Source organism: Superficieibacter sp. 1612_C1, from assembly GCF_015234305.1.
In the GTDB taxonomy this organism is placed as follows: Bacteria; Pseudomonadota; Gammaproteobacteria; order Enterobacterales; family Enterobacteriaceae; genus Superficieibacter.
Map to the genome: position 1 here is coordinate 208628 of NZ_JADGMI010000002.1, position 17309 is coordinate 225936.

The window sequence follows — 17309 nt, forward strand, 5'->3', positions numbered from 1 at the left end:
TTTCTATCCGTGTGTTTTAGCTCCCACTTTTCTCCACCTCCGCTTGGCGAAATGTAAAAAAATGGTTAAGACTATGTTCAGGTCAGACCACTTGATTTATTTTTGTTAACAGGGGAGCGTTATGAGTCAGGCACTACCGCTTGTCACCCGTCAGGGCGATCGCATTGCCATTGTTTCCGGGTTACGGACCCCCTTTGTCCGCCAGGCAACCGCCTTTCACGGCGTTCCGGCTATCGATCTGGGAAAAATGGTGGTCGGTGAGATGCTGGCTCGCAGTGAAATTCCAGCAGAAATCATCGAACAACTGGTATTCGGTCAGGTAGTGCAGATGCCGGAAGCGCCGAATATCGCCCGTGAAATCGTGCTTGGTACCGGCATGAGCGTGCATACCGATGCTTATAGCGTCAGCCGTGCCTGTGCCACCAGTTTTCAGGCGGTGGCAAACGTGGCGGAAAGCCTGATGGCCGGAACTATTCGCGCCGGGATCGCCGGTGGTGCGGACTCTTCTTCTGTCTTACCGATTGGCGTCAGTAAAAAACTGGCCCGCACGCTGGTGGATACGAATAAAGCCCGCACCCTGAGCCAGCGCCTGCAACTCTTTTCCCGCCTGCGCTTACGTGATTTGCTGCCGGTGCCGCCTGCGGTCGCCGAATATTCGACCGGCCTGCGCATGGGCGATACGGCGGAACAGATGGCGAAAAGCTGGGGGATCACGCGTGAAGAACAGGATGCGCTGGCGCATCGATCGCACCAGCTCGCCGCTCGCGCGTGGGAAGAGGGTAAGCTGGCAGACGAAGTGATGACGGCTTATGCACCGCCATACCGCGATCCCGTTGAGCGCGATAATAACGTGCGCACCAATTCTTCTCTGGCTGACTATGCCAAACTGCGTCCGGCGTTCGATCGTAAACACGGGACGGTGACGGCGGCGAACAGTACCCCTTTAACCGACGGTGCGGCGGCAGTGATCCTGATGACCGAATCGCGCGCCAGAGAGCTGGGGCTGGTGCCGCTCGGCTACCTGCGTAGTTACGCTTTCACCGCCATCGACGTCTGGCAGGATATGCTACTCGGCCCGGCATGGGCCACGCCGCTGGCACTGGAGCGCGCAGGCTTAACGCTCGCCGATTTAACCCTGTTCGATATGCATGAAGCTTTTGCTTCGCAGACCTTAACCAACCTGAAAATGCTCGCCAGTGACCGCTTTGCCCGCGAGGTGCTGGGAAGAACCCAGGCCACGGGGGAAGTGGATGACAGTAAGTTTAACGTGCTGGGGGGATCGATTGCCTATGGTCATCCTTTCGCCGCCACCGGGGCGCGGATGATCACCCAGACGCTGCATGAACTTCGTCGACGCGGCGGCGGATTTGGTTTAGTGACTGCCTGTGCGGCAGGTGGTCTTGGCGCGGCAATGGTTCTGGAGGCCGAATAATGGAGATGACATCAGCGTTTACCCTCAGCGTGCGGGCGGACAACATTGCGGTAATCACTATCGACGTGCCCGGCGAAAAAATGAATACTCTGAAGGCGGAATTTGGTCATCAGGTACGCGCTATCCTCAAGCAAATCCGCGATAACAAAGCCTTGATTGGCGTGGTCTTCATTTCCGCGAAAGACGACAATTTTATTGCCGGGGCCGATATCAATATGATCGGCAACTGCAAAACGGCGCAGGAGGCGGAAACCCTGGCGCGTCAGGGGCAGCAAATCATGGCGGACATCCATGCGTTGCCCATCCCGGTAGTCGCCGCTATTAACGGAGCCTGTCTGGGCGGTGGCCTCGAGCTGGCGCTGGCCTGCCATGCGCGGATCTGTACTGACGATCCCAAAACCGTGCTCGGCTTGCCGGAAATGCAGCTTGGGCTGCTGCCCGGCTCCGGCGGGACTCAGCGTCTGCCGAGGCTGATTGGCGTCAGTACCGCGCTGGAGATGATCCTGACGGGGAAACAACTCAGAGCGCGGCAGGCGTTAAAGGTGGGCCTTGTCGATGAAGTGGTGCCGGTCTCCATATTGCTGGATGCCGCCGTAGAAATGGCTAAAAAAGGGCGTCCGTCCCGTCGCCTGCCGGTGCGCGAGCGTATCCTGGCCGGGCCTTTAGGCCGTAACGTACTGTTTCGCGTGGTGGGCAAAAAAACCGCGCATAAAACCCAGGGCAACTATCCGGCGACCGAGCGGATTTTACAGGTCATTGAAACCGGGTTAAGTCAGGGCAGCAGCAGCGGCTATGACGCCGAAGCGCGCGCCTTTGGTGAACTGGCGATGACGCCGCAGTCAAGCGCGCTGCGGGCCATTTTCTTTGCCAGCACAGACGTTAAAAAAGATCCGGGCGCGCAGGCGTCAGCGGGGCCGCTGCGGTCAGTCGGCGTACTCGGCGGTGGGTTAATGGGCGGCGGCATTGCCCATGTCACCGCCAGCAAAGGCAAACTGCCGGTGCGGATCAAAGATATCAAGCCGCAGGGTATTAACCACGCGCTGAAATACAGTTGGGAATTGCTGGATACCAAAGTCCGCCGTCGCCATCTCAAACCGGCTGAGCGTAACAGCCAGATGGCGTTAATTTCTGGCACGACGACCTATCACGGCTTTCGCCATCGCGATGTGGTGATTGAAGCGGTATTTGAAGATCTGGCGCTAAAACAGCAGATGGTGGCGGAGGTTGAAACTCACTGCGCGCCGACGACCATTTTTGCCTCTAATACCTCCTCGTTGCCTATCAGCGATATTGCCGCGCAGGCTGCACGTCCGCAGCAGGTGATCGGCCTGCACTTTTTCAGTCCGGTAGAAAAAATGCCGCTGGTGGAGGTGATCCCCCATGCGACCACCTCGCCGCAAACTATTGCCACCACCGTCAAGCTGGCGAAAAAACAGGGTAAAACGCCGATAGTGGTGGCCGATAAAGCCGGGTTTTATGTTAACCGCATTCTCGCACCCTATATCAATGAAGCCATGCGTCTGCTGACGGAAGGCGCGAAAATCGACCAGGTTGATCGCGCGCTGGTAAAATTTGGCTTCCCGGTTGGCCCTGTCCAGCTACTTGATGAGGTCGGCATTGATACCGGAACGAAGATTATTCCGGTGCTGGAGGCGGCATATGGAGAACGTTTTAGCCCGCCGGCAAACATTATTAGCGCAATTTTGAACGACGATCGCAAAGGCAGAAAAAATGGCCGGGGTTTCTATCTTTACCCGCTAAAAGGGCGTAAAAGCAAAAAGCAGCCCGACCCGGCGATTTACCCGCTGATTGGAGCCACCGGGCAGAGCAGCGCACTCTCACCCCAACAAATGAGTGAAAGATGCGTCATGATGATGCTAAATGAGGCGGCGCGGTGCTATGCGGAAGATATTATCCGCAGTGCGCGTGATGGTGATATCGGTGCCGTTTTTGGCATTGGTTTCCCCCCATTTTTGGGAGGGCCATTCCGCTATATGGATACGCTGGGGGCTAATGAAGTGGTTGCGGTTCTGCAACGTCTTGCCGCCCAGTATGGTCCACGTTTTACCCCGTGCGATGCCTTGTTACGCATGGCGGAGCAACGACAGACCTTTTGGTCGCGTAAGGAAACTGACCCGGAAATTGAGGGTCAAATAAGAGAGTGATAGCGCTGTAAAGAGTCATTCGGTTATTTTGTAAACACTGATTGACTATACTTATGCCATTAAGGTAAAACACAGCGTTTCATTGAGCAAACGGATAAGGCACAATGCCCGGCCACCTGGCTTTCTGCATGAATGTGATGTCCTCTGCGGAAAATCTGGGTGCTTCTGGTTAACAAAAGCGGTGCAATATGCAAGTTTTTATCATGCGTCACGGCGACGCAGCTCTCGAGGCTGCCAGCGACTCGGCTCGTCCATTAACCCACTGTGGTTGTGATGAATCCCGTCTGATGGCAACCTGGCTGAAAGGTCAAAAAGTGAATATTGGACGCGTTCTGGTCAGCCCGTATTTACGCGCTGAACAAACGCTGGATGTGGTAGGGGAGTGTATGCACCTGCCTGCAAAAGTCGATGTGCTGCCCGAGCTTACGCCCGGCGGCGATGTCGGTCAGGTTCATGCGTATCTTCAGATGCTGGCCGATGAAGGCGTAACGTCGGCACTGGTGGTCTCTCACCTGCCGCTGGTCGGCTATCTGGTGGCTGAACTCTGCCCTGGCGAAACGCCGCCGATGTTCTCCACCTCGGCGATTGCCAGCGTTACCCTTGATGCTGACGGCAAAGGTACTTTCAACTGGCAGATGAACCCCTGCAATCTGAAGATGCCAAAAGCGATCTGATTCGCGGCGGGAAGCGTTTAAGCAACCCGCCAGAACGCTATGGCAGCTCCGGTGGCTGCCACTCTTCCACTTCAATCAATACCAGCAATGCGGCATCTCCGCCGTACTCTTTTGACGCCTGATGAAAGGCCATCACATGTGGATGCTGAGCCAGCCACAGCGGCGTTTGCTGCTTCAGAATATGTTTACCGTGGCCGTGCATAACGCAGGCGCAAAAAACATGCTCGCGGCGGCAGGCCGCAATCAGCGCGCCCAGCTCCTGCTTCGCCTGTTGTTGCGTTAATCCGTGCAGATCCAGAAACAGTTCAGGTGAGTAATCCCCGCGCCGCAGCTTTTTCAGCTCGAAATGGCTGACATCCTCGCGCACGTATTTCACCGGCCCGTTGGTATTCAGCAACGGCTGGAATTCATCGGAAAAGAAATGGCTGGCGTCGGCCTGCTCCTGAATTAGCCGCTTTACCGGCACTTCGGTGATTTTTTTACGGATGGGGCGATGAACAATGGTGTCCTGCTTAATCTGGCGCGTGCCGGTCATCAACTGACGGAACAGTGCCTTATCCTCCCCGGTCAGTGGTTCTTTCTTTTTCATTTCACAGTCTCATCAATACTTTCGGGTAGTTTACCCGACTCCGGGGCGGCCTGTTCAGCGAAAACGCATTTTTTCCCCGTTTCGACCGCGCGTGAATGCTGATTTATCACCGTCTTCGTGGCAAACTAGCCGCCGAATTTAATGCGAGCATGCCCTGGAGAGCACGATGGATAAAATTTTTGTTGATGAAGCGGTAAACGAGCTGCAAACCATTCAGGACATGCTGCGCTGGTCGGTTAGCCGCTTCAGCGCGGCAAATATCTGGTACGGCCACGGCACCGATAACCCGTGGGATGAAGCCGTGCAACTGGTACTGCCGACGCTCTGGCTACCGCTGGATATCCCGGAAGATATGCGCAGCGCGCGCCTGACCTCCAGCGAAAAACACCGCATCGTGGAGCGGGTGATCCGCCGGGTCAACGAGCGTATTCCGGTCGCCTATCTCACGAATAAAGCGTGGTTCTGCGGCCACGAATTCTACGTCGACGAGCGCGTGCTGGTGCCGCGTTCGCCAATCGGTGAGCTGATTAACAACCGCTTTGCCGGGTTGATTAGCCATGCGCCGCAGCACATTCTCGATATGTGTACCGGCAGCAGCTGTATCGCCGTCGCTTGTGCGTATGCGTTCCCGGAAGCCGAAGTGGATGCGGTTGATATTTCGCCGGAAGCGCTGGCGGTGGCCGAGCACAATATTGAAGAACATGGTCTGATCAATCAGGTGACGCCGATCCGTTCCGATCTCTTCCGCGACCTGCCGGCGTTGCAGTACGATCTGATCGTCACCAATCCGCCGTATGTTGATGCGGAAGATATGTCCGATCTGCCGAATGAGTATCGCCACGAGCCGGAACTGGGCCTCGCCTCCGGCAGCGACGGTCTGAAGCTGACGCGTCGCATCCTCGCCTGCGCCCCGGACTATCTCACTGACGACGGCATTCTGATTTGTGAAGTGGGTAACAGCATGGTACATCTGATGGAACAATACCCGGATGTGCCGTTCACTTGGCTGGAGTTTGATAACGGCGGTGACGGCGTCTTTATGCTGACCAAAGCGCAGCTGGTGGCGGCGCGCGAATATTTCAGCATCTACAAAGACTAATCTGGCGCTCAACAACACAACAACGATAACGGAGCCGTGATGGCAGGAAACAGTATTGGACAACTTTTTCGCGTAACCACTTTCGGTGAATCTCACGGTCTGGCGCTTGGTTGCATCGTGGATGGCGTGCCACCGGGCATTCCGCTGACCGAAGCCGATCTGCAACACGACCTGGACCGCCGCCGTCCAGGCACCTCGCGCTACACCACCCAGCGCCGCGAACCGGATCAGGTCAAAATTCTGTCCGGCGTTTTTGAAGGGGTGACCACCGGGACCAGTATTGGTCTGCTGATCGAAAATACCGATCAACGCTCGCAGGATTACGGTGCTATCAAAGATCTGTTCCGTCCGGGGCATGCTGACTATACCTATGAGCAAAAATACGGTCTGCGCGACTATCGTGGCGGCGGGCGTTCTTCCGCCCGCGAAACGGCCATGCGCGTAGCGGCAGGGGCGATCGCCAAAAAATACCTGGCGCAAAAATTCGGCATTGTTATTCGCGGCTGCCTGACCCAGATGGGCGATATTCCATTGGCGATCAAAGACTGGGATCAGGTTGAGCAGAACCCGTTCTTCTGTGCCGATCCGGATAACATCGAGGCGCTGGATGAGCTGATGCGCGGCCTGAAAAAAGAGGGCGACTCTATTGGCGCAAAAGTCACTGTCGTCGCGGATGGCGTGCCGCCGGGGCTGGGTGAGCCGGTATTCGATCGTCTGGATGCCGACATTGCCCACGCGCTAATGAGCATTAACGCGGTGAAAGGGGTCGAAATAGGCGATGGTTTTGAGGTAGTCGCCCTGCGCGGTAGTCAGAACCGCGATGAGATCACTCAGGCGGGTTTCCAGAGCAACCACGCGGGCGGCATTCTCGGCGGCATTAGCAGCGGTCAGCAGATTGTTGCCAACATCGCACTGAAGCCGACCTCCAGTATTACCGTGCCGGGTCGCACCCTCAACCGTAGCGGCGAAGAAGTGGAGATGATCACTAAAGGCCGCCACGACCCGTGCGTTGGCATCCGTGCCGTGCCAATTGCCGAAGCGATGCTGGCAATTGTGCTGATGGACCATCTGATGCGTCAGCGCGCGCAAAACGCTGACGTCACGACAACGCTTCCACGCTGGTAACCATGAAAAAAGCGCTTCTTGCACTGCTGACGCTGCTCGCCAGCGCCGCTGCCCCGGCGGCAACGCCGTGGCAGAAAATTACCCAGCCGATCCCCGGTAGTCCGCAGTCGATTGGCGCGTTTGCCAACGGCTGCATTATTGGTGCGCAGGCGCTACCGCTTGAATCGGACGACTATCAGGTGATGCGCACCGATCAGCGTCGCTACTTCGGCCATCCGGATCTGCTGCTGTTTATTCAGCGTCTGACCAGCCGGGTACATAATCTCGGCATGGGTACGGTGCTGATTGGCGATATGGGGATGCCAGCGGGCGGGCGCTTTAACGGCGGCCATGCCAGCCACCAGTCGGGGCTGGATGTCGATATCTTTCTGCAACTGCCGAAAACGCGCTGGACCTCAGCGCAGCTTCTGAAGCCGCAGGCGCTGGACCTCGTCTCCCGCGACGGCAAGCACGTGGTCTCATCGCTGTGGCAGCCGGACATCAGCAACCTGATCAAGCTGGCGGCGCAGGATACCGAAGTGACACGCATTTTCGTCAATCCGGCTATCAAGCAGCAGCTTTGCCTGGATGCCGGCACCGACCGCGACTGGCTGAATAAGGTTCGTCCGTGGTTCCAGCATCGCGCGCATATGCACGTGCGGCTGCGCTGCCCGGCCGACAGTCTGGAATGTCAGGATCAGACACCGCCGCCGCCGGGTGACGGTTGTGGAGCCGAACTGCAAAGCTGGTTTGAGCCAGCAAAACCTGGAACAACCCCACCTGCGAAGAAGACGCCGCCTCCGCTGCATCCTTCCTGTCAGGCGCTACTGGATGAGCATGTACTGTAAATGGATACGTTTAGCCAACTGTTTATGATGTCGCCGCTGATGCTGGCGGTTATGTTTTTTGTCGCCCTGCTGGCCGGATTTATCGACTCGCTGGCCGGCGGCGGGGGGCTACTGACGGTGCCCGCGCTGCTGGCGGCAGGCATGTCGCCTGCACAGGCGCTGGCCACTAATAAGCTTCAGGCCTGCGGCGGTTCGCTCTCTGCTTCGCTCTACTTTATTCGCCGTAAGGTGGTGAATCTTGGCGAGCAGAAATTGAATATTCTGATGACCTTTATCGGGTCGACCAGCGGCGCGCTGCTGGTGCAGTTTGTTAAAGCAGATTTGCTGCGCCAGATCCTGCCGATTCTGGTGATCTGCATCGGTCTCTATTTTTTACTGATGCCGAAACTGGGCGAAGACGATCGCCAGCGTCGTTTATATGGCTTGCCGTTTGCGCTGGTGGCAGGCGGCTGCGTGGGCTTCTACGATGGTTTTTTTGGCCCCGGCGCGGGGTCGTTTTACGCGCTGGCGTTTGTCACGCTGTGCGGGTATAACCTCGCCAAATCCACCGCTCACGCCAAAGTACTTAATGCCACATCCAATGTGGGTGGCCTGCTCCTTTTTATTCTTGGCGGCAAAGTCATCTGGGCAACAGGCTTTGTGATGCTGATTGGACAATTTATCGGTGCCCGCATGGGGTCGAGACTGGTGCTCAGTAAAGGACAAACGCTGATCCGCCCGATGATTGTCATTGTTTCTGCGGTAATGAGCGCCAAATTACTTTATGACAGCCACGGACAGGAGATCCTCCACTGGTTGGGGATGAACTAATGAACAGTACGCATAACTACGAGCAGCTGATTGAGATTTTTAACGGCTGCTTCGCCGATGATTTTAATACCCGTCTGATTAAAGGCGACGACGAACCGATCTATCTTCCTGCTGACGATAGCGTGCCGTATCACCGCATCGTCTTCGCTCACGGCTACTATGCCAGCGCGTTGCATGAGATTTCTCACTGGTGCATCGCCGGTAAAGCGCGCCGTGAACTGGTCGATTTCGGTTACTGGTACTGCCCGGACGGTCGCGATGCGGCCACTCAGGGTAGGTTTGAGGATGTGGAAGTCAAACCACAGGCCTTTGACTGGCTGTTCTGCGTGGCGGCGGGCTATCCCTTTAACGTCAGTTGCGACAACCTGGAGGGCGATTTTGAGCCGGATCGGATTGTTTTCCAGCGTCGCGTACATGCGCAGGTGATGGCTTACCTGGAGCAGGGGATCCCGGAACGTCCGGCACGTTTTATCAACGCATTACAACAGTATTATCATACGCCGTCGCTGACGGCAGAACAGTTCCCGTGGCCTGAAGACCTGTAGCCACGTTAAGACAAGAGGAAAGAAGATGATCGCGGAGTTTGAATCACGTATCCTGGCACTAATTGATGATATGGTTGAGCACGCCAGTGATGACGAGTTATTTGCCAGCGGTTATCTGCGAGGGCACCTGACGCTGGCGGTGGCGGACCTGGAAAGTGGCGATGACCATTCACCGGAAGCCGTTTACGCCCAGGTGACTAATAGTCTGCAAACCGCAATTCATGCCGGCGAGCTTTCTCCGCGCGATCAGTCGCTGGTGCTGGGGATGTGGGATACGTTATATCAGCAGGCGAAGTTTAAATAACGGCTGGCGCTGTGCAAATAATGCCGGGTGGCGGCTTCGCCTTACCCGGCCTGTGTTCCTCACTCATAATCGATGAGATCCACTTGTAGGCCCGCGCAAGCGCAGCGCCGCCGGGCATCCGCGGATGGAGCGGCCGTCACTCCACCGGCGTTTTCACCTTTTTACCCTTCAACAATTTCCTCACCCAGAACCGGTTAGGGTTCAGCGCGGCCAGCGTCTCCGCATCCAACGGCAAGGGTTCATCGCTCATCTGCGATGCCAGCACCTCCGCCGCCAGCGGGGCGCTGCACAAACCGCGTGAGCCGAGCGCGCCCAGCATAAACAGATCGTCGTAAACCGGTGCGCTGGCCGCGTTTTCTCTGCTCTCCGCCAGCCCGGCATAGGCGCGTAGCGTAGCCTCGTAGTCCGGTACGTTACCGAGCATCGGCAAATGATCGCGGGTGGCGCTGCGCACGCCGCAACGGGCTTCGCCTGCGCTTACATCCACGTCCTGCGCCCACCGCGCATCGGGGAAGCAGTCAATAAGCCGCTGACGATTATGCTGCTGATCGTCTTGCGTGTACTGAATCTCATCCTGCCCGCGATGGTAGCTGGCCCCGATACAATGCTGCTGATTATTAGGGTTTTGCGGCGTTAGATAGCCGTCATAGCACAGCACCTGCCGCAGTCGGGAGAGCAACGGCGTGGTCGGGATATGACTCACCTGACCGCCGACGGCGTACAGCGGAAGCGTTGCCGTCTGGGGGAAACGGGTTATTTTGTGCCCGTTTGCCAGCACAACCACCTTATGCTGCATCTCGTCGCCATCCGCAAACGCTAACTGCCAGTAGCCGTCCGCCTTTTTCAGCGTGACCAACTGCTTTTGCCAGACGGTGCGCAAGCCGTGGCGGGCTGCCAGCGCCAGCACGGCTGCCGTGAGCTGTGCCGGGCACAGCCAGCCGCCGAGCGGGTACTGCACGCCGCCGCAGCCAGTGGCGACGCCGGTGGTCCGGGCAATCTGCTGAGCGTCAACGGCGACGGCAATTTCGGGCGGCAGGGCCATTTCCAGCAGTTGATCTATCTTCTGCTGACTTTTGGCGTCCCAGCCTGTCTGGGTCACGCCGCACCAGTCATGATCGAACTCGACGGGCAGGGCATCGTAAAGACGACGGGCAAAGGTGAAAGCAGACGGAAAGAAGCGTGCCAGCGCCCGATCGTGAGCGCTGAGTAACGGATAGAGCGCTCCCTGACGGTTACCAGACGCGCCCTGAGCGGGAAGGGCATCCTCACAGTAAAGCGTCACCTGCCAGCCGCGACGCAGGAGTGCCAGCGTCAGTAGCGCACTGGCGATACCTCCACCGATGATTGCTGCCTCACGCGCGGTCGTTCCCGTGCGGGCGAACCACGGCGCGTGAGCGAGAGGCGCAGACGTCTGCTCCATCACGCCCGTCAGCATCTCGCGCTTGCGACCAAACCCTTTACGTTTGCGCATGGTAAAACCGGCTTCCTGCAACCCCCGGCGGACAAAACCCGCTGAGGTGAAGGTGGCCAGCGTGCCCCCCGGACGGGCAAGCCGCGCCATGGCAGCAAACAGTTGCGGCGTCCACATATCCGGGTTCTTTGCCGGGGCAAAACCATCCAGAAACCAGGCATCAACGCTTTGCTGAAGGGAATCATCCAGCCGATCGGTGAGTTCATTAATGTCGCCAAACCACAGATCAAGCGTGATCTGCCCCCCCTCCAGTAACAGCCGATGGCATCCGGCAAACGGCAACGGCCACTGGGCCTGAAGCTGCTGCGCCCAGGTCGCCAGCTCCGGCCAGTGCTGGTGCGCAAGCCGCAGATCTTCTGCCCGCAGAGGGAATTTCTCGAAACTAATGAAATGCAGCCGTTGCAGGGTTGCCTGCGGATGCGCGTTGCGAAAGGCGGCAAACGCCTGCCACAACGTTAAAAAATTCAGTCCGGTCCCGAATCCGCTTTCAGCGACCACAAAACAGGGACGGGAATGCGTGATGAAACGTTCCTGTAACTGATTGCCCTCAAGAAAAACGTAACGCGTCTCCTCCAGCCCGTTATCGTTTGAGAAATAGACATCATCAAAATCTCGAGAAACAGGTGTACCCTCATTGTTGAATTCAAGGTTGGCGGGTTGTATGGCGTTATGTTTCACGTAAGTTACTCGTCTGACAGGTAGTAGCACGATCTTAGCGATGTGTGCGGGCCGGAGCAAATTTCAACATAATTTGGCTGATCGGACTTGTTCGGCGTACAAGTGTACGCTATTGTGCGATTCGAATCTTTAAATAGTGGACTTACAGAGGTATTGAATGAAACGTGCAGTGATTACTGGCCTGGGCATCGTTTCCAGCATCGGTAATAACCAGCAGGAAGTCCTGGCATCTCTGCGTGAAGGACGTTCAGGGATCACTTTCTCTCAGGAGCTGAAGGACGCCGGCATGCGTAGCCACGTTTGGGGCAACGTAAAACTGGATACCACTGGCCTCATCGATCGTAAAGTCGTGCGCTTTATGAGCGATGCTTCTATCTATGCATACCTTTCAATGGAGCAGGCTGTTGCTGATGCCGGTCTCTCTGATGAGGTTTACCAGAATAACCCGCGCGTTGGCCTGATTGCAGGGTCCGGCGGCGGCTCCCCACGATTCCAGGTTTTCGGTGCCGACGCGATGCGCGGTCCGCGCGGTCTGAAAGCCGTGGGTCCTTATGTCGTGACGAAAGCGATGGCCTCTGGCGTGTCTGCCTGCCTCGCCACCCCGTTTAAAATCCACGGTGTGAACTACTCTATCAGCTCCGCGTGCGCCACCTCCGCGCACTGTATCGGCAATGCGGTAGAGCAGATCCAACTGGGTAAACAGGACATTGTATTTGCTGGCGGCGGTGAAGAACTGTGCTGGGAAATGTCCTGCGAATTTGACGCTATGGGCGCGCTGTCGACCAAATACAACGACACGCCGGAAAAAGCGTCCCGTACTTATGACACCAACCGTGATGGTTTTGTTATCGCTGGCGGCGGCGGTATGGTTGTGGTCGAAGAACTCGAACATGCCCTGGCACGCGGTGCGCATATTTACGCGGAAATCGTTGGTTATGGCGCAACCTCTGATGGTGCTGATATGGTGGCTCCATCAGGTGAAGGCGCGGTGCGTTGCATGCAGATGGCCATGCACGGTGTCGATACCCCTATCGATTACCTGAACTCCCACGGCACGTCCACCCCGGTTGGCGACGTGAAAGAACTGGGCGCGATCCGTGAAGTCTTTGGTGACCACTCTCCGGCTATCTCTGCAACGAAAGCGATGACCGGTCACTCTCTGGGTGCCGCTGGCGTGCAGGAAGCGATCTACTCTCTGCTGATGCTGGAGCATGGCTTTATCGCGCCGAGCATTAACATCGACGAGCTTGACGAGCAGGCGGCTGGCCTGAACATCGTTACCGAGCCGACCGAGCGCGAACTGACAACCGTGATGTCCAACAGCTTCGGCTTTGGCGGCACCAACGCTACGCTGGTTATGCGCAAGCTGAAAGCGTAAGCGGGGCGGTTTTCGCAAAAGGACAAAACTGGCTATATGATGTAGCCAGTTTTTTTGCATTTCAGGGTAGATAATACAGGGACCGTAAAACACATCATGAATAGCCTCTCAGATCGCCTGAATCATACAATGTCATGCCTGGCAGGGTTTATCGGCTGGTATGCATGCTTTTTTCTGGTATGGTTTTTACCCGGTTATACTGCGCTTTATAAGTCAGGGCTGGCATTGTCATTTGTTACTGCCGTTATCCTTTGCCCTTTCGCCGTCCTGGCGTGGAAATTATACTCCCGGCACTACGCATTTCTGACGCTGGGACGCTTCACCTTTCAGGATTTTCTGCTGCCTGCATTTGCATTGATTGTGCTGACGTATATCCACGGCTATTTTGCTCAGCCGGAGCCGTGGCTTAGTGAACTCCCTCGGCAAACTCCCTTTGTGAAGTGGGCAACTATTCTGGCGATAAGCCTCTTTGCGCCGATTAACGAAGAAATTATTTTCCGCGGGTTTGTGCTCAATAGCAGCATTGGCTGGGGGCGTTATGCAAAAACGGCAGGCATCATTGTCACGTCCGGGCTATTTGCGCTGATCCACATTCAGTACTCGGCGGTAAGCACGTTCATTTACCTTTTCATTTTTTCAGCCATTTTGTGCACGGTGAGGATCAATAACGGCGGTCTGCTCATCCCGATGCTGCTCCATGCGCTGAATAATAGCTGGGCCTGCGTTGTGCTCTTTAATTTTTCTGCTGCAAAGTAGTGTCTGATGCACCTACAGCCCGGCAGGGTGGCATCAGCACTCACTCTGGAAACCTGGGGCGGTGTTATGTTTTTTTTAGCTGCTCGGCCCACGCCGCTGCCTGTGCCACCGCGCCCGCGCTGTAGATGGCCTGCTCGTAATGATGTCCCTCGTCTCTGACACGATAAATCTTCCAGGTGCCATTTTCTCGTCGGGTAAAGACCTTCAGATGTTGTTCCGGGTCTCCCGGACCGCCGATCCAGACATCTACCTGCTCCCCCCCCAGAAATGCGCTTGCTTTTCCTACTCTGAACGTCGCCGCCCACGCGGGTGAAAAATCCTGTACATATAAAAAATAGTCCGAGTTGACGATCTCCTGTTCATCAAGACTGGCGATATATTTCAGCCTGGTAATGACATCGTTAGCCACATAGTGTTGATACAGTGGATCTGAATAATCATCGAGAGCAGTTGTGTCGTCGGCGGTGTAGCGCGCCATATAGTGATGATAAAACTGTCTGACCGTATCAGTACTGTCATGAGGAGCAGCACTACAGCCACCGAGAGTGACTATCATCAGCAGCATAAAAAGTATTCGCATTATTCTTTCCTGTATATTTTGTAGGCGGGTTGCGCCGCTCTGTAGCCTGGGCCTCCCCACATGTCGCGCTGTTTAAAATCGGAGTACCAGTCCTGCCCATCATAAATAGCCATATGGCCGCTGGGGTTACCGCCTTCATAAGGCTGAATAACGACCACATCACCGACCTTCGGTGACTCATAGGGTCCGATAGATCTAAATCCTGCGGTTTCCAGGAGAGGGCCGTAATCTTTCGCATGAAAGGTATTCCCAATGTTAATACCTCCCGCCGCAATCGCCTTGCGGGTGTATTCCGCACACTTTCTTATTGAGTGAGCATGAGCATTTGCTTTCGCATAATTCCCTGCTGAACGTTTATTCCAGACCATAACAATCCCTATTACGTGTTTACGTTACAGGTTTTATTAAGCGCCTGTGCCGATCGCGCTTTTTTACAAAAGATGCTGAAGCAGGGCGAGTTATAAAAAAGTTAGAAGTAATTACATATGATTTATAATGCTTAATCTTATATATATTTAAATTATGAATCAGTTCCAGACAAATGTTTTTCAGCAGGCGTGTCGTTTTTAGCGGAGGGATAGCGCGATGGCCATATCACTTCAGGAGAGACGTCCAGCGCATCGGCAATAATCGCTTCGGCCTTCGCCCAGCGGCGGGTGAAAACATTTCGCAGAGAATCGGGAGACAGGCCCGCTTCGCGCGACAAATCGCGCAACGTTTTACCTTTCTTTTCCAGTGCGCTTTTTATATCTGCGCGATGCCAGTCCTGGATTTTACTTTCCATTGAATAATCCTTACTATTATATCGGTGCCGATATACCTGTTTGAGCCAGGAATGAGGCACCTTAAATCACAAAAGAAAGTTAGTAAAGAATGTTTCTTTCTTTTTTATCAGGACGAATTGTCGACCAAAACGGGTAATACAAGCCCATCGACTATATTTTGTGACACAAAAGTTAAAAACATTCTTGATCAGGGAAAGGAAAACGATCTGATGGCAAAAGAGTGGTTTACGGTGAAGGAGTGTCTGGCGTTGCCCGGCTATCCTACAACAGCGCCCTCGGTGCGCGAACGGCTTAATCAACTGGCGAAGGACAAGCCAGACCTTATTCGCAAGCGTAAAGGTTCAAAAGCCTGGGAGTACCATATTTCTCTGTTTCCCCTGTATGTCCGCCCCTGGCTGCTTAATGAACCTGTTTACGGTCGGGTCGAGGAGGAGGCCGGGACGTTGCCGCTTGAAGATACGTGGCGCTTTATTTTCAGACAGCTGACAGCGGAACAGAAACAGCGCGCTATTTCGCTCTTTAACTCTCAGGGGATCAGTGCGCTTTTGCCCGCAGTGATAAGTAATGATGACGTAGAGTGTTGACAATCCGCGCTTCCGGCAGGCAAAATTCCGCCCCAACATTATCAACGCGATAATGCGTAAGCGTTTAACGTTATCCAACGCACCTTAATCCTGTTTATTTGGGTGAAGGGGGCGTGGCTTCTTCCCGCCTTACTTCGCATTTAGGAGTAATGCATGTCATCTGCAACACCTCAGAACAATTCCACGTCGGGAAATACCGCGCTTTTTCGCACCGCTTTTGCCGTTTTTCTGACCTACATGACGGTCGGGATCCCGCTGCCGGTCATTCCGCTGTTTGTGCATCAGGAGCTGGGTTATGGCAACACCATGGTGGGCCTGGCCGTAGGTATTCAGTTTCTTGCGACCGTGTTAACCCGTGGCTATGCCGGACGTCTGGCCGATCAGTACGGCGCAAAACGCTCGGTGATGCAGGGCATGTTCGCCTGCGCGTTAGCGGGTGGTGCCTGGCTGCTGGCGGCGCTGTTGCCTGTTGACCCAATGGCAAAATTTGGCCTGCTTATCATTGGCCGCCTGATCCTCGGTTTTGGTGAAAGCCAGCTGCTGACCGGCACCCTGACCTGGGGCATGGGGCTGGTTGGGCCTGCGCGCTCGGGTAAAGTGATGTCCTGGAATGGGATGGCCATTTTTGGCGCGCTGGCCGCCGGTGCGCCGCTGGGGCTGTTTATTCACGACCGCTACGGTTTTGCCACGCTGGCGATTGTTACCATGTTACTGCCGCTGCTGGCCTGGGCCTTTAACGGCACGGTACGCAAGGTGCCTGCGCACGGCGGGGAGCGTCCTTCATTATGGAGCGTGGTCGGGCTTATCTGGCAGCCAGGCTTAGGTCTGGCGTTGCAGGGGGTCGGGTTTGCCGTTATCAGCACGTTTATTTCCCTTTATTTCGCCAGTAACGGCTGGTCAATGGCCGGCTTTACGCTTACCGCATTCGGCGGTGCTTTTGTGCTGGTGCGGATCCTGTTTGGCTGGATGCCCGATCGTCTGGGCGGCGTCAGGGTGGCTATTTTCTCGCTGCTGGTTGAGACCGCCGGGCTGGCGCTGCTGTGGCTGGCACCCGTCTCCTGGGTGGCGATGGCTGGCGCAGCGCTGACGGGGGCCGGATGTTCGCTAATTTTCCCGGCGCTGGGTGTGGAAGTAGTGAAGCGCGTACCGCCGCAGGTGCGTGGCACGGCACTGGGAGGCTACGCGGCCTTCCAGGATATCGCGATGGGACTCACCGGCCCGCTGGCGGGAGTTCTGGCGACGTCATACGGCTACCCATCGGTTTTCCTGGCAGGCGCGGTCTCCGCAGTGGTTGGGATTATTGTCACTCTGGTATCGTTTCGTAAAGCGTAAATCAAAACTTGTCGCTGCCTCCATCAGAGGAGCGGCGACTTCTGCTTATCATTAACGCTGTTTGGGTAGCGAAAATGAACGTTATTAGCTGAACGCTTATGTTTAAGCTGATATTTTACAGCAATTTTGCTGTAATTATTCATGTTGCTAATGTGAGGTCTTAATTACTTTTGTT

At 55.6% G+C, this 17309-nt stretch carries 18 protein-coding genes; 13 read left to right on the forward strand and 5 right to left on the reverse strand.

Annotated elements, in window-relative coordinates; all coding sequences use genetic code 11:
• The first annotated feature begins 121 nt into the window (after window positions 1-121).
• From fadI to sixA, 3 genes are all read left to right on the forward strand, one after another.
• On the forward strand, window positions 122-1432 hold the full coding sequence (gene fadI / locus INT84_RS07285; protein WP_194206269.1) for an acetyl-CoA C-acyltransferase FadI: 1311 nt from the start codon (window positions 122-124) through the stop codon (window positions 1430-1432).
• Window positions 1432-3597 carry a fatty acid oxidation complex subunit alpha FadJ gene (gene fadJ / locus INT84_RS07290; protein WP_194206270.1) on the forward strand — a complete coding sequence of 722 codons (2166 nt, stop codon included), beginning with the start codon at window positions 1432-1434 and terminating at the stop codon, window positions 3595-3597. Before fadI ends, fadJ begins: the two co-directional genes overlap by 1 nt.
• Before the next feature lie 188 nt (window positions 3598-3785).
• Window positions 3786-4271 carry a phosphohistidine phosphatase SixA gene (gene sixA, locus INT84_RS07295; protein WP_176920293.1) on the forward strand — a complete coding sequence of 162 codons (486 nt, stop codon included), beginning with the start codon at window positions 3786-3788 and terminating at the stop codon, window positions 4269-4271.
• Between the two features lie 37 nt (window positions 4272-4308).
• Here the strand turns inward: sixA and smrB are convergent, their stop codons facing one another.
• Window positions 4309-4860, reverse strand: a complete 552-nt coding sequence (gene smrB / locus INT84_RS07300) for an endonuclease SmrB (RefSeq protein ID WP_176920294.1) — start codon at window positions 4858-4860, stop codon at window positions 4309-4311.
• 166 nt (window positions 4861-5026) lie between these two features.
• Here smrB and prmB point away from each other — a divergent pair, with 166 nt between their 5' ends.
• From prmB to INT84_RS07330, 6 genes are read left to right on the forward strand one after another with little or no spacing between them, the layout of a single operon-like run.
• Window positions 5027-5959, forward strand: a complete 933-nt coding sequence (prmB, locus tag INT84_RS07305) for a 50S ribosomal protein L3 N(5)-glutamine methyltransferase (protein WP_194206271.1) — start codon at window positions 5027-5029, stop codon at window positions 5957-5959.
• Window positions 5960-5998: 39 nt separating this feature from the next.
• The gene (gene aroC / locus INT84_RS07310) at window positions 5999-7084 is read left to right on the forward strand and encodes a chorismate synthase (protein WP_176920296.1); all 1086 of its coding nucleotides are present in this window, start codon (window positions 5999-6001) and stop codon (window positions 7082-7084) included.
• Window positions 7085-7086: 2 nt separating this feature from the next.
• Complete coding sequence (gene mepA, locus INT84_RS07315; protein ID WP_194206272.1) at window positions 7087-7911, forward strand: penicillin-insensitive murein endopeptidase; 825 nt, start codon at window positions 7087-7089, stop codon at window positions 7909-7911.
• Window positions 7912-8721: a sulfite exporter TauE/SafE family protein gene (locus INT84_RS07320; RefSeq protein ID WP_176920298.1), complete on the forward strand. Its 810-nt coding sequence runs from the start codon at window positions 7912-7914 to the stop codon at window positions 8719-8721.
• Window positions 8721-9266, forward strand: coding sequence for an elongation factor P hydroxylase (locus INT84_RS07325; protein WP_194206273.1), 546 nt, complete (start codon window positions 8721-8723; stop codon window positions 9264-9266). The genes INT84_RS07320 and INT84_RS07325 overlap by 1 nt, the downstream gene beginning before the upstream one ends.
• Before the next feature lie 25 nt (window positions 9267-9291).
• Window positions 9292-9570 carry a YfcL family protein gene (locus INT84_RS07330; protein WP_194206274.1) on the forward strand — a complete coding sequence of 93 codons (279 nt, stop codon included), beginning with the start codon at window positions 9292-9294 and terminating at the stop codon, window positions 9568-9570.
• A 136-nt stretch (window positions 9571-9706) separates the two neighbouring features.
• On the opposite strand, the gene mnmC is transcribed toward INT84_RS07330, so the two are convergent.
• Window positions 9707-11719, reverse strand: a complete 2013-nt coding sequence (gene mnmC, locus INT84_RS07335) for a bifunctional tRNA (5-methylaminomethyl-2-thiouridine)(34)-methyltransferase MnmD/FAD-dependent 5-carboxymethylaminomethyl-2-thiouridine(34) oxidoreductase MnmC (RefSeq protein WP_194206275.1) — start codon at window positions 11717-11719, stop codon at window positions 9707-9709.
• Window positions 11720-11876: 157 nt separating this feature from the next.
• Here mnmC and fabB point away from each other — a divergent pair, with 157 nt between their 5' ends.
• The gene (gene fabB / locus INT84_RS07340) at window positions 11877-13097 is read left to right on the forward strand and encodes a beta-ketoacyl-ACP synthase I (RefSeq protein ID WP_194206276.1); all 1221 of its coding nucleotides are present in this window, start codon (window positions 11877-11879) and stop codon (window positions 13095-13097) included.
• Between the two features lie 225 nt (window positions 13098-13322).
• Entirely contained in the window at window positions 13323-13853 is a 531-nt protein-coding gene (locus INT84_RS07345) for a CPBP family intramembrane glutamic endopeptidase (RefSeq protein ID WP_194206277.1), read from the forward strand.
• Between the two features lie 64 nt (window positions 13854-13917).
• Here the strand turns inward: INT84_RS07345 and INT84_RS07350 are convergent, their stop codons facing one another.
• The 3 genes from INT84_RS07350 to INT84_RS07360 form a co-directional block, all read right to left on the reverse strand.
• Window positions 13918-14433: a YbjP/YqhG family protein gene (locus INT84_RS07350; protein ID WP_194206278.1), complete on the reverse strand. Its 516-nt coding sequence runs from the start codon at window positions 14431-14433 to the stop codon at window positions 13918-13920.
• Window positions 14433-14801 (reverse strand): NlpC/P60 family protein, encoded by a 369-nt coding sequence (locus INT84_RS07355; protein ID WP_194206279.1) that lies wholly within the window; start codon window positions 14799-14801, stop codon window positions 14433-14435. Before INT84_RS07355 ends, INT84_RS07350 begins: the two co-directional genes overlap by 1 nt.
• 152 nt (window positions 14802-14953) lie before the next feature.
• Window positions 14954-15217: a helix-turn-helix transcriptional regulator gene (locus tag INT84_RS07360; RefSeq protein WP_194206280.1), complete on the reverse strand. Its 264-nt coding sequence runs from the start codon at window positions 15215-15217 to the stop codon at window positions 14954-14956.
• 210 nt (window positions 15218-15427) lie between these two features.
• On the opposite strand from INT84_RS07360, the gene INT84_RS07365 reads away from it, so the two are divergent.
• Together INT84_RS07365 and INT84_RS07370 are read left to right on the forward strand one after the other, a co-directional pair.
• Window positions 15428-15802: a DNA-binding protein gene (locus INT84_RS07365; RefSeq protein ID WP_194206281.1), complete on the forward strand. Its 375-nt coding sequence runs from the start codon at window positions 15428-15430 to the stop codon at window positions 15800-15802.
• A 153-nt stretch (window positions 15803-15955) separates the two neighbouring features.
• The gene (locus INT84_RS07370; RefSeq protein ID WP_194206282.1) at window positions 15956-17134 is read left to right on the forward strand and encodes an MFS transporter; all 1179 of its coding nucleotides are present in this window, start codon (window positions 15956-15958) and stop codon (window positions 17132-17134) included.
• The last annotated feature ends 175 nt before the right edge of the window (window positions 17135-17309 follow it).